This is a genomic window from Phycisphaerae bacterium, assembly GCA_028714855.1.
Taxonomy (GTDB): domain Bacteria; phylum Planctomycetota; class Phycisphaerae; order Sedimentisphaerales; family Anaerobacaceae; genus CAIYOL01.
Window position 1 is genome coordinate 75,845 of the sequence record JAQTLP010000010.1, and the last position, 12,434, is coordinate 88,278.

Consider the following 12,434-nt stretch of genomic DNA (forward strand, 5'->3'; position numbering starts at 1 on the left):
TACTATCTTGTATTTCGCACAGCGCGATACGGCAATTAAAACTCAATTACATTTGCTCCCCATGTCAGCCCCGCTCCAAACGCCACGAAGATAATAATATCGCCTCGCTTGATTCTGCCTGACCTGGCGCACTCATCGAAAGCAATCGGCACCGAGGCCGCTGATGTGTTGCCGTACTCAGCTATATTCAAAAACACTTTCTCCTTAGGCAGTTTCAAACGCTTCGTTGCGGACTCGATAATCCTTGCATTCATCTGGTGCGAAATAACCATACCAATATCGTCGATAGTTAGTCCGCAATGATTCAGGCAGTCGGTGACCGCCTCGATAATCCGCCTGACCGCCTGCTGGTAAACTTCCCTCCCTTTTATTTCCATAAAAATTTTTTTCGGGTCTTCCAGCTTTCTGCTCGACGGGTAGCGAGAGCCGTACGCTTGGCAGTTCAGCGCCTGCCAGCAGTCTCCGTCTGAGAACATGTTGCTGTAAATAATGCCCTTGCGCCCGTCTTCGCTTCTTTTGAGAACGACTGCGCCGGCCCCGTCACCGAAGAGGATGCAGCTTGTTCGGTCGCTCCAGTTGGTAATCTTACTCAGGGTTTCAGCCCCTATTACAAGGGCGTTGTTAATTCGGCCGCTCTCTATGAATTGCTGCACGATAGACAAACCATACACGAAACCGCTGCACGCGGCTGCTAAATCAAACACCCACGCCTTCTTCGCCCCGAGGTTGCGCTGCACAAAGGATGCCGTTGAGGGAAAAACCATTTCAGGCGTTATAGTAGCCACGATAATAAGCTCAACATCGCCAGCATCGAGCTGTGCCTTAGCCAAAGCCATGCGGGCCGCTTCTGTAGCTAAAAACGCCGTGCTCTCGCTGTCGGAGGTAATGTGCCGCGTCTTAATGCCTGTCCGTTCGGTTATCCATTCGTCTGAGGTATCTATCGTCTTTGCCAGCTCGTCATTAGTTAGTTTTTTCTCCGGTGTGAATGAGCCATGACCGGCGATGACAGCGCGGTAAGCGGAGCTATGCTCCCTGACTTCCTTGTTCATCATTCGTCCTTACAGATGTGTTTGCCAGATATTCGGTAATCTTGTCGTTTATTTTTTTCGTATGGAACGCTTTGGCCGCCAAAATAGCGTTCTTAATTGTTCTGCTTTCACTTGCTCCGTGGCATATCAGCGCCGTGCCGTTAATGCCCAGCAGCGGCGCGCCGCCGTATTCGTTATAGTCATATTTCTTATAAATCCGCATCATCACGGGTTTAAACTTCATAACAAGCAGCAGTTTCTCTTCGCCCAGCTCGTGCTTTATCGCCTTGAACAGGCCGTCAACGACCCCCTCGGTCAGCTTCAATATCACATTGCCTACGAAACCGTCGCAGACCGCGACATCGCAGACGCCCTTGAAGATGTCCCTGCCTTCGATGTTCCCGATGAAATTAAGGTTCGCGTCGGATTTCATAAGCTCGCGCGCCTTTTTAACAATCTCATCGCCTTTTCCCTCTTCCTGCCCGATACTCATAATTCCGACCCGTGGGTTCGCAATCCCGAGGACGTGCTTGGAATACATTTTGGCCATAACGCCGTATTGATAAAGGTTTATCGGCTTGGGGGCGATGTTCGCGCCCACGTCGCATATTGTTACAGGTCCTTCGAAGGTTGGAAAAACCACCGCTATCCCCGGCCGGTTAACGCCCTCGAGAGTTCTCATCCTCATCTGGAATGCTACGACACAGGCCCCGGTATTGCCTGCTGAAATTACTGCGTCCGTTTGGCCTTCCTTGGCCATCTTGGCTATAATGGCGATGGAGCTGTTGCGCTTATTTCGAATACTGTCTATCGGCGATTCGTCCATCCCGATAACTTCTGGTGCGTCGACAATACTTACGCCTCTTTTGAGAAACTTTGAAGGCACCCGCGGCCCTACTATCTCCTTCGGGCCGACGAGTATCAGCTCATCGGTCTTTTCAATCAGTTCAGTTGCCTCCAGTACTCCAGAGATAATCTCGGCCGGCGCCTTGTCGCCTCCCATTGCGTCAATTGCAATACGCATCTTTTACGCCTTTTCCTCTTCCTTCTTGCTTATCTTCAGTGTTGTCTTGGGATTGACATAACCGCAGTTTGTGCATGCCGCGTGCGGCAGCTTGGCCTGGTCGCATTTTGGGCAGACCGAATAATTTATGGGCTTTAGCCGGTGATGGCTTCGCCGCGTGCGTGTTCTGCATTTACTTATCTTTTTTACTGGTAGCATCTGTATAGCTCCAAAAACCACTAAATAACATTAAAAGTTCCCTAAATAATTAAATGCCGCCCCTTTGTCAAGCTAAATTTTTCCCGTCGTTGTCTATCGTCCGTCGTCTATCCTTCCTCATCCATCCTCCATCGTTTTATATTCTTTCCTTCTTCCTCATTCTACCGTATAATAAAATCAATTCACATTAAGCGAAAGGATATTTTATGACTCTCGAAGAATTAAAACAATTCATAAAACAGGTTCCTTGGGGCTTCCTTGCTACTACCGATGGCAAAAAGGTCGGTGTTAGGCCGATGGCCGCCGTCGCCTGGAAGGGTAGCGACTTTTTCTGTGCGACATTTGCCTCTTCCGACAAAATCGCCCAGCTTGAAAAAGTCCCTTATGCCGAGTATTGTTTCTGCGATTCCGCCGGCAAACACGTCCGCATCGCAGGCCCTTGCACGGTCAGCACCGACAACGCCGAAAAGCTCTGGCTTTACAAAGAGGTTCCGGACCTGAAAGAGCACATCTCCGACCCCGCCTCGCCGGAGTATGTCGTAATAAAAATGACACCCGACAACATCCGCGTTATGAATACCGACTTTTCATACTCGAATGTGGAACTAAAATAAACAGGCCCTGATAGCAATTGAGAGTATCAATGAATAGAAGACTTAGAACAACCTTGGCAGTGCTTGGTGCCGTTTCATTCTTTATCTTTTTTCTTAAAGTGTTTACATCCTTGGCGGCTGCATTCATTGGGGCGGCGATAGGTTTTTGTTTTATCTGGCTTTTAGCGGGATTTCTTCATTGGTTTTATTCAAAACGGATGTACTATACTAAACAGTGGTATAGATTTAGTGATGACGAATCTCAAAACGAGGAAAACGTAAGGTGATATTATGGCAGCTATATTCAAAGTTTAAGATTTTAGAAAGGACAAAATATGGCAAAGAAGAAAATTAAGTTTCCAAAAACCACGTCAGAAGCAGGCCTTTTAGTTATCCGTGTAATCCAGGAAATCTTTAAGCAGATTGATAAATACGGCCCCGAAGTTGTTAAGCTTATCGCGAGGGTATTGAGTTTCCTCAGCAAGTGGGGCACTACAGGAATAGTGTCTCTGAGAACATATTTAGACAAAGAGGAAAAGAGACTCAGTGCTGCTGCCAAGAAAAAGTCTGCCAAAAGACCCAAAAAAGCCAAAGCCGCTAAGTAAAAGGGAGGCGGAAACCTTTTATGCATTTTCATGCCTATGCACAATCCTCTTGTATTGTCAGCATCGGCTTGGTACTCTATCGCAAACTTGGCTCGGCTGTACAGCCTTGCCTGCTGCGACTCTTATAGGATTATCTAATGCCATTTAACACTTTTGGTCTTTCCGATCCGCTCGTGCGGGGTATTCTTGCTGCCGGCTACACCGCCCCAACCGAAGTTCAATCACAGGCGATTCCCGCAGCAATTGCCGGCAAAGACATCATCGGCTGCGCACAGACAGGAACCGGCAAAACCGCCGCCTTTGTCTTGCCTATCCTCAACCGCCTTTCGCACGAGCATCCGCTGAAAAAGAGATTTATCCGCTCCCTTATCCTTACACCCACTCGTGAGCTGGCTGTGCAAATCGAAAAGTCTATTCTCCGCTATGGCCGTTTCCTGAGTTTACGGACACTCGCTGTTTATGGCGGCGTAAATATCAAACGTCAGTTTACAACGCTCCGCCAGGGCGTTGATATCGTTGTTGCAACTCCGGGCCGGCTGCTCGACCATATGCGCCAGCGCACCATTGACCTCAGGCATATCGAGGTGCTTGTTCTCGATGAGGCCGACAGAATGTTCGATATGGGTTTCATCAGGGATGTCCAGAAAATCATCGCTGCTGTGCCGAAAAATCGCCAGACTATGCTCTTCTCTGCAACCATAACTCCGGAAATAAGCTCCCTTGCCGCAGGTGTACAGAAATCACCTCTGATGATCCAGATTGGCAGACCCAGAAACCCCATCGAAACAATTACCCAGCAAATCTATCTCGTCGAAAGGGAACAGAAAGTCGCTCTTCTTTTGCACCTCCTCCGGGATGGCCAGTTGTCCAGCGTCCTCGTCTTCTCTCGCACCAAGCACGGCGCAGACAAAATTCAGCGTCACCTCGAACGGGATAATATTGTCTCCGTGGCTATTCACTCTGGCCGTAACCAGAGCCAGCGGGAACGTGCAATGGACGGCTTCAAAGGTGGCAAATTCCGCGTTATGGTTGCTACCGATATCGCCGCCAGAGGTATCGATGTTACCGGCATCTCCCACGTCATTAATTTCGATGTCCCCGCCTTCCCTGAAGACTACATTCATCGCATCGGCCGGACCGGCAGGGCAGAGGCTACTGGTGACGCTATTACCTTCGTCTCTCGCGATGAAATCAACCACCTTCGTCGGATTCAAAAATTCATCGGGCGAGATTTTACTCCCGTGGAATGCCCCGGCTTTACTTACGCCAAATCCCTGCCCCCGAAACCGCTACTCGGAGCGCACAGGGGAAAGTTTTCAAGCAGGGGCGGAAAGTCTCGCTTTGCTTCTCACCGCCGCCCGCGACGCAGACGTTAAGCACCCAATCCACCGCCGGTCTGCTTCTGTATGGGGTCATTTGGGACGGCTTTCAGGCGGTGCTGTGCGGATTCGAGTTTTTGAAAGAAGTTGTTTTTCTTGAACGCGACCGTCCATTTGTGGAACGTTATCCACCCGACAAAACGAATCAGGTAGTTGCGCCAGTTGCGGTACCACTTTCTCCACCCCAGCCGGATGTTGTGTAAAAAGAAAATCAACGTGGGAAATGAGAATATGTTCAGCGCCACAAGGAACATATACTTGAACTGATAAAAGTGCCCCATGATTTTCTTGGCGCAGCGATGTATCTGCTTCGCGGTCAGCGGCTCATCTGGCTCGAAGGTAGGAAAATTGCCGTCGTAGTACTCCCACCCTATGTCCGCAAGTGGGTAAATCCTGTTTTGCGCTTGTAGGCGATGCCGTAGCTCGGTGCCGGGCATAGGTACGGGCAGCAGCACTTGGACTGTGTCTATCTTGGCCTTTTGGATAAAATGTTTGTAGCGCTTGGCACGCTCACCGGCGGGCATTTCAAACCTCTGCCCCGCCTTTAGTGGATACCCGAAGATGAACATCCCGTGAACAAGGAATCCGAATTTGTTAAACGTCCTCGCCAGCGACACCATCTCCTCGCACCGAACGTGCTTGTTCATCGCGATGAGTTCTTCCTCGATTGGAGATTCGAAACCTATAGCAACAGTCTCGATGCCGGCCCGCTGCATCGCGGAAAGCAGCTCCGTATCTTTGGCCTTGTCTAACCTTATCTGAACGGTAATGTTCAGGCTCTTCTTGATGCTCTTTTCGTAGTCGCTGAGCATGTTGCAGAACCTTACGGCTTCATCTCGCTGTTGACCGAAAAGGTCATCCACTACAAAGAAATGTCTCGCATTTCTGCTCTCGACTAATGAGCTGATATGTTCCAGCAGTCGTTCAGGACTCGCCGGCCGGGGTTTGCCTTTGACCGTGCAGAACTCACAATCCATCCCGCAACCTCGAATCCTTTCAACGGGATATATTTTGATTTTGGCATAACGCACAAGTGAAAAATCGGGCAGCGGCAGCTTGTCAAAGTCAGTCGTCGGCTCCCTTTTTTCCGTAAGAAAAACCTCCCCGTCCTTCAGATAAGCTATGCCTCTGACCTCGCTCGGTTCTTTCTCTCCTTCTATCACGCACAGAAGCTCTGTGATTGTCTCTTCCGCCTCGCCGATAACGACGTAATCAATCCCGCTGGATAGCGCCTCAGCGATATTGTCTTCAATAAAGTGCTGACCCCCGGCGACTGTTACGATGCCCATCTCCTTGTAGAAGCGCGCTATTTCATACAACCTCGGTGTTGTGCTGGTCAGACCCCCGTAAAAACCGACAACGTCCGCCGGACGTTTTCTCTGTAGGAATTCGTGGTCCGCACCCGTGCTTGCCTTCGGTCCGAATAGTCGAAGGTTATTTTCGTCGATGACCTCTGCGTCCCATTTCCTCATCTTATTGATGGCAGTAGCCACGCACACCGGACCAAGCGCAGTGGTCTTCTTCGCAATATGTGAGTAGATATTGAATGCCGGATAAGCGGGAATTACTATTCTGAATCTGTATCTTTTCTTCGTTAAATCAAGCATTCCGCATACCAAAAAATTGTTTCCATAACAGATTATACTTTTTTGAAGCGAATATCAAGCCTCTCCTGTTTAATTCATTAAGAATACTTTAGCTGACCATCGATATTATTTGGCTTCTACGAAATGATGATAGGCGGTCTTAAGTATTTGCTTGTCAGACATCTGGTCCCGATGTACGTGGCAGAATGTCTCATGGTTATAGATGCTCAAAGTCTGTGTGCAGCCCGGAAACATGCATTTCCTGTCATTGGCCGAGGTTTTTAGTCTTTTTCGCATTGTTACTCCTGTAAATAGAACGCAAAATAAAAAAAGCCGCAAAGGTTAGTTGTCTTCCTTTGCAGCTTAAAGAGTTTCTAATCTTTTGCGTTTTTACCAGTCTACCACGTTATTATTCCTATTGTCAAACAATCTTTCTTTTAATCCATTTTAATTATTTGCTTATCTTGGGCGTATATGGTAACATTAAAACCTTGAGCGGATACGTAAGTTGGAACGAAAATTGTATAATATCCTCCCTCCGTCACGGATATTGATTGAAAGCCGGCAAATTCCGGCAACCTTTTTCTCTAAAGAAAGGCAGTTACAGTATGAACCTTTATGTAGGAAATTTATTGTTTGACGTCACCGAAAGCGAATTGAAAGAGCTGTTCGAACCGTTCGGCCAAGTCACAGAAATCCGGATGATAATGGATAAGTTCAGCGGTAAATCCAAGGGATTCGGATTTATTGAAATGCCTTCTAAAGAGGAAGCGCTGAAAGCTATCGAAGCGCTGAACGGCAAAGATATGAAGGGCCGAGCTATGACTGTCAACGAGGCAAAACCTAAGGTCGAGCGCGGCGGCAGGGGAGGCTTCGGCGGCGGTGGCGGCGGACGCGGAAGAGGCGGCTTCGGTGGAGGAGGCGGCGGTAGAGGCGGACGCGGCGGCGGAAAAGGCGGCTACGGCGGCGGTGGTGGCGGCAGAGACCGTGGTGGCTTCGGCGGCAGAGACCGATACTGAAGTTGCACAGTACTCAACTCCTTTCCAGATTTTTTTGGCCGAAGGCGAAAGATTGGATAAAGGAAAGTTAATATGCTTCTGATGAGATTGGAAGCTTGGATGGTTATTGGTGTGGCTGTGTTTGTTGGAACGAAAGTAAAAGATAAATATTGTTAGAATAGAAACGTTTTGGTAAAGTTGTCTTAAACCCGCCGCATCGCAAAACAAAAGGGCTCCGTTTTTAAACAGAGCCCTTTTCTTTTTGAACGTCGTTTTAGATTAACTGGGGATTACGTTGGTCGCACATGGGCCTTTTTTGCCCTCTCCGACCACGAACTCTACCTGCTGGCCTTCTTCAAGATTGGCATAACCGGTGCTCTTGATTTCTGAGTGATGAACGAACAAATCTTCGCCGCCGCCCTCGGGAGTGATAAATCCAAATCCTTTACTGCTGTTAAACCATTTTACTATACCTTTACTCACAAAAATCTCCTTTTTGGCCTTTAATGGCCGTAAAATCTGCCTCTCGTATTTTTAAGAGAATATTCCTGAGAGACGTGAGAATAAACCCAACTGAAAGTCACTATACCAGAACACCGGCGAAAGTCCAATAAAAATAAATAATAATTATACCGGCCTCTTGCCCCTCGCAGCGCAGATCCTCTCCGCCGTAGCTCTTTGGCGAAGGCGGATTCATTCGTGGTTCATTCTTCTTTGTTTGTCTTCTGATTCTTGATAAACACTTCCCAAATCAGGTTCTTTTTGCTATAATATAACTGGCAGTGAGGAGGTTAACGGATGGGAAGCCTTCTGTTAACGGTGTATCTTATAGTTAAAGGGATATTATATTTTTAGAGCAGCGTTAAAGTTAATAGTTCTATCGGTCGTTTTCATTGGCACAATTTCCCTTAACGGATGTGCTGCCCGTCGGCCGGGTCTTCGTATGGGCAGCTACGCGACCGCTACTCTGGGGACACATTTCCTCGATGCCGACACCATGGGAAAGCATCATTTCGGAAATTCCTATTTAGAAAAAAACGGCATCGTTTACACCTGTGATGGCGGACATATCGATATCGCCCACGCGAGAATCGCTGCCGATAATGTAAGATACATTCATGGTTTGGCTAGGAAAAACCTTTTGAAAGAAAACCGCAATTTCGAATTCAAATTGAAAGTCGAGCCTTCCACTTATTACGTCACCATTGAATATCCGCCCGACTGGCAAAATCTGTCGAGAAAAGAAAAAAACAAAATGATTGATGAATTATCAATCGAAATGGGCTCATATTTAACCTATGTAATGACTACCTGGCATGAGGTCCTCACTTGGTTCGGCTTCAAGTGCATGGCCTTTGTTCCGGAACAGCCCTCGGCTTTTTCCTGGGAGGACGTTTATTCGAACGTCTTCGGCATCAAAATCGGTGCCCTGGCCCTGCAGGACAGAAGGCACAGCTACAACGATGCCGTGACAATCGCTTTTGATAAGGAGCTTCGCAAGCTTGGCATACGATCCAGAGAAACAGCCAGAAATGCCTCTGAGAAAATGAGGGGCATCTGGTATGAAGGTGCTTTAATTGCCGAGATGAAGGTCAGGAATCTGGATATTGGCATTGACGATGGTTTCATAACTCCGATGCTTGTCCCTGGCGTCTGCCGCAATGCTGTCCCGGAACCTTTGCCTGTCCCCAAGCTTTATTACCTCTATACTTACGGATTCAAAATGAAACTTGAAATTGGGCCGAAGGAATTGGAAAGAAATAAGATATTCAGGATTATCTATCCTGATATCAGCCCCAGTGAATACCCGAAGAAAATCGAGTTGGAAAAACACCTGCCGGCGATTATGGCTTATATAAAAAAGGAAATAGGAAAAAAGTAATCCGCCAATCCGCTTCTTGTCGGCTATTTTGCCGGCCACATAGGCATTTTTAATAGGCCCATTCGGCAAGCTCCCCCGATAACGACCCCTGCTTACAACATGCAGGGGCAGGCATCCGAGGGCAGGCAGGGCAATTTTACCAGCCATACAGGCGGGTAAATTTGGCTTTGTTTGGGTTTGTTTTGAGTAGTTCATAGTTCGGCGTTCGTAGTTGTTAGTAATTATCATATCTGAAGTTATATTCATTTTTGTCATTTTTAAAATTGGGTTTGTTTTGCATAATTAATATGTTTTGATTGATTTTTTTCCTATAAACAGACAATCTCCGTTGCCGAAATTTCAGCCACAGAGAAAAAAGAGAAGTAAATTGTAAACAGTATTAATTGGTTATTGGTAACCACTCATTAGTAATTCCTTTCAAGAGAGACTGTCTCTCTAAAATTAAACGAACCTGCGCGTTTGATGCGAAAATTCGATTCCGCCTGAGGCGGATAAATCTCGTAACTCGATATGAGAAAAGGAGTAAGAATTTTTTGAAAAAATTCGATTTAGGGGGCTAACTACCAACGGATTTGATTGAAATTTACTGGATCCCCGCCAAAAACATGCGGGGACCTTCGCTGCGCTCCGGCCAACGGTTTTGATTGATTTTTAACCACAGATTAACACAGATTAACGCAGATATTAAGGTTTGCAGGCCCGTCTTCGCCTACGGCTACGCCGAGGTCTACGCTCCGTCCGCCTACGGCGAGACTCTGCTTCGAGATATTAAGGTTTGCAGGGGAATGAAAAAGGATTTAGAATATGGGTTCCCTGTTTTTAGCCAAAGTAGCATGGGTCCCCGACAGAAAGTCAAGTGAGCAACAGTCGGGGATCTTCGCTTTGCCCGCAGGGCAAGCTACGAGGTAAAATGGGGCGGAGAGATTTTAGGTAGTGTGCAGTCGGGAAATTTGCAGGGAGAAATATGAAAAAAACTAAAAAGGCATCCGGCAAAAAATCCAAAGTCATTAAAGTGGACGGCAATTCGTTAAGCCCACAAAAAGAGCTGCTGGAACTGCTGCAAAAAAGATTTCCAGAGATTTTCGCAGAAGGCAAAGTCAACGGCGACAAATTAAAACAATCTCTCGGTGAAGAACTCGATACAAACAATGAACGATACGGCCTGACTTGGGCGGGGAAAAATGAATGTTTTCGTCATATTCAGGAAACAACAACGGCAACCTTACGAATCTCAGATTTGAAATCTCAGATCTCAGAAGACGGACGAAATTCAGAGAATATTTTCATCGAAGGGGATAACTTAGAGGTCTTGAAAGTTCTGCAAAAAAACTACTACGGCAAAATAAAGATGATTTATATCGACCCGCCTTATAATACGGGCAACGACTCCTTCATTTATCCCGACCGCTTCAAAGAGGAAAAAGAAGATTATGAACAAAGGGCAGGAATAAAAGACGCTGAGGGACTTTTGACAAAAGACGGCTTTTGGCGAAAGAACAGCAAAGACGCGGGCCACTTCCATTCAAACTGGCTTTCAATGATGTATCCCCGCCTGTTTCTTGCCCGAAACCTCCTTCGTGAAGATGGCGTTATTTTCGTCTCTATAGATGATAATGAAGTTCATAATCTTCGAATGATTATGGACGAAATTTTCGGCGAAGAAAATTTTCTCTGTCAGATGGTTTGGAAAAAGAAATATACTGGCGGCAAACATTCAAAATATTATGTTGATATGCACGAATATATTTTGGTCTATTCGCGAAATGCAGAAAATGGAACTAAAATTGTTATAGATAGGCCGGAAGACGAAAAAGAGAAATTTGAATTTTCGGACAAATATGAAGCCGAAAGAGGTAAATATTATATTCGTCCATTAAAATCGAATTTAGCAGAACGACCTACTCTAGTCTATCCGATAAAACTTCCAGATGGGAAAAATATTAAAACCCAATGGTTGGTCAGCAAAGATACTTTTGAACAATTATTGAAAGAGGAACGAATAGAATTTCGAAAAAAGATGAATGGCGAATATCAAGTCTATAAGAAATACTACGAGAGGGATGATGAAGGCAAAGTAAAAGTCCCAAGTTTAATTGATAAATTTCCCAATACTGAAGCAAAAATTGAGTTAAAAGATTTGTTTCACATTATCGAGGGACGCGATAATATTTTTTACACTGTAAAGCCGGTTAACCTTATAAAATATCTTATAATGCCTATTTTGCAAGAGAATGACTTTGTTCTCGATTTTTTTGCTGGGTCATGTACGACGGCTCATGCGGTAATGCAGTTAAACGCTGAGGATGGGGGGAACAGGAAATTTATTTGTGTTCAGTTGGCAGAACCTTGTGAAGAAGAGAGCGAGGCGTTCAAGGCTGGATTTAAGACGATAGCGGAGATTGGTAAAGAGAGAATTCGCCGGGTGGCGAAGAAGATAAAAAAGGAATCAGGCGGTAAACTGGATTTTGACAAGGGCAAACTCGATTTGGGGTTTAAGGTCTTTAAATTAGAGCAGAGTAATTTCAAACAATGGCAGGAGAATGTAAAGACAGGCGAAGAGCTAAAAGAACAGATGAAGATGTTTGTCGATAACGTCAAAAAAGGCGTATCTGGCGAAGATATGCTCTTTGAGATAATCCTTAAAAACAGCAGGTTCAATTTAAACGCCAAAATTTCCAAAGAGAATTTTGACGGCGTGGATTATTACAAGTTGGCCGACGGCGTTGAGATAGTTTGTCTTGCGGACAAGATAACAAAGAAATTAGTGGAGAAGATAACAAAGGAAAAGCCGGAGAGGTTCACCTGTTTAGATATTGCTTTTAAAAATAACGACCAGTTAAAGACGAACACTGCCCTACAGATGGAAGCGGAGAAGATAGAGTTTAAGGTGATATGATAAAGAAGAATCTCAAATTTGAAATCTCAGATCTCAAATGGAAGGATAATTGGCAATGAAATACGAGCGGTTTGAGGATTTGCCGGTCTGGAAGGCAGCGATAGAGCTGGCTTTAGGAGTATATGGACTGACGAAAGACAAATTCTTTGCTCAGCAGGGAGACTTGCGGGGACAAATTCGTAGAGCGGCGTTGTCGGTTTCAAATAATATCGCTGAGGGTTTCGAACGCGGCACAACGGCGGAAC

Annotated in this window: 13 protein-coding genes; 7 read left to right on the forward strand and 6 right to left on the reverse strand. The window is 46.1% G+C overall.

Features of this window, described 5'->3' with window-relative positions:
- Nucleotides 1–35: 35 nt before the first annotated feature.
- From PHG53_08975 to rpmF, 3 genes are read right to left on the reverse strand one after another with little or no spacing between them, the layout of a single operon-like run.
- Entirely contained in the window at nucleotides 36–1,049 is a 1,014-nt protein-coding gene (locus tag PHG53_08975; GenBank protein MDD5381750.1) for a ketoacyl-ACP synthase III, read from the reverse strand.
- Entirely contained in the window at nucleotides 1,024–2,052 is a 1,029-nt protein-coding gene (gene plsX, locus PHG53_08980) for a phosphate acyltransferase PlsX (GenBank protein ID MDD5381751.1), read from the reverse strand. Before plsX ends, PHG53_08975 begins: the two co-directional genes overlap by 26 nt.
- A 3-nt stretch (nucleotides 2,053–2,055) precedes the next feature.
- The gene (gene rpmF / locus PHG53_08985) at nucleotides 2,056–2,250 is read right to left on the reverse strand and encodes a 50S ribosomal protein L32 (GenBank protein ID MDD5381752.1); all 195 of its coding nucleotides are present in this window, start codon (nucleotides 2,248–2,250) and stop codon (nucleotides 2,056–2,058) included.
- Between the two features lie 206 nt (nucleotides 2,251–2,456).
- On the opposite strand from rpmF, the gene PHG53_08990 reads away from it, so the two are divergent.
- The 3 genes from PHG53_08990 (at nucleotide 2,457) to PHG53_09000 (ending at nucleotide 4,824) form a co-directional block, all read left to right on the forward strand.
- Nucleotides 2,457–2,864, forward strand: a complete 408-nt coding sequence (locus PHG53_08990; protein MDD5381753.1) for a pyridoxamine 5'-phosphate oxidase family protein — start codon at nucleotides 2,457–2,459, stop codon at nucleotides 2,862–2,864.
- Nucleotides 2,865–3,178: 314 nt separating this feature from the next.
- Nucleotides 3,179–3,448 (forward strand): hypothetical protein, encoded by a 270-nt coding sequence (locus tag PHG53_08995; protein MDD5381754.1) that lies wholly within the window; start codon nucleotides 3,179–3,181, stop codon nucleotides 3,446–3,448.
- A 137-nt stretch (nucleotides 3,449–3,585) separates the two neighbouring features.
- Nucleotides 3,586–4,824 (forward strand): DEAD/DEAH box helicase, encoded by a 1,239-nt coding sequence (locus PHG53_09000; GenBank protein ID MDD5381755.1) that lies wholly within the window; start codon nucleotides 3,586–3,588, stop codon nucleotides 4,822–4,824.
- Here the strand turns inward: PHG53_09000 and PHG53_09005 are convergent.
- Both PHG53_09005 and PHG53_09010 read right to left on the reverse strand, forming a co-directional pair.
- Nucleotides 4,821–6,434 (reverse strand): radical SAM protein, encoded by a 1,614-nt coding sequence (locus PHG53_09005; protein MDD5381756.1) that lies wholly within the window; start codon nucleotides 6,432–6,434, stop codon nucleotides 4,821–4,823. The two genes, PHG53_09000 and PHG53_09005, sit on opposite strands and share 4 nt — an antisense overlap.
- Before the next feature lie 105 nt (nucleotides 6,435–6,539).
- The gene (locus PHG53_09010) at nucleotides 6,540–6,710 is read right to left on the reverse strand and encodes a hypothetical protein (protein MDD5381757.1); all 171 of its coding nucleotides are present in this window, start codon (nucleotides 6,708–6,710) and stop codon (nucleotides 6,540–6,542) included.
- Between the two features lie 311 nt (nucleotides 6,711–7,021).
- On the opposite strand from PHG53_09010, the gene PHG53_09015 reads away from it, so the two are divergent.
- A complete protein-coding gene (locus tag PHG53_09015) occupies nucleotides 7,022–7,432 on the forward strand; it encodes an RNA-binding protein (protein MDD5381758.1) in 411 nt (136 codons plus the stop codon).
- Between the two features lie 258 nt (nucleotides 7,433–7,690).
- Here PHG53_09015 and PHG53_09020 read toward each other — a convergent pair whose 3' ends face one another.
- The gene (locus PHG53_09020) at nucleotides 7,691–7,894 is read right to left on the reverse strand and encodes a cold-shock protein (GenBank protein MDD5381759.1); all 204 of its coding nucleotides are present in this window, start codon (nucleotides 7,892–7,894) and stop codon (nucleotides 7,691–7,693) included.
- A 460-nt stretch (nucleotides 7,895–8,354) separates the two neighbouring features.
- On the opposite strand from PHG53_09020, the gene PHG53_09025 reads away from it, so the two are divergent.
- The 3 genes from PHG53_09025 to PHG53_09035 all read left to right on the forward strand — a co-directional run.
- Nucleotides 8,355–9,293, forward strand: a complete 939-nt coding sequence (locus PHG53_09025; protein MDD5381760.1) for a DUF4056 domain-containing protein — start codon at nucleotides 8,355–8,357, stop codon at nucleotides 9,291–9,293.
- A gap of 964 nt (nucleotides 9,294–10,257) precedes the next feature.
- Nucleotides 10,258–12,189 carry a site-specific DNA-methyltransferase gene (locus PHG53_09030; protein MDD5381761.1) on the forward strand — a complete coding sequence of 644 codons (1,932 nt, stop codon included), beginning with the start codon at nucleotides 10,258–10,260 and terminating at the stop codon, nucleotides 12,187–12,189.
- 55 nt (nucleotides 12,190–12,244) lie between these two features.
- The coding region (locus PHG53_09035; GenBank protein ID MDD5381762.1) for a four helix bundle protein at nucleotides 12,245–12,434 on the forward strand (190 nt) is incomplete at its 3' end.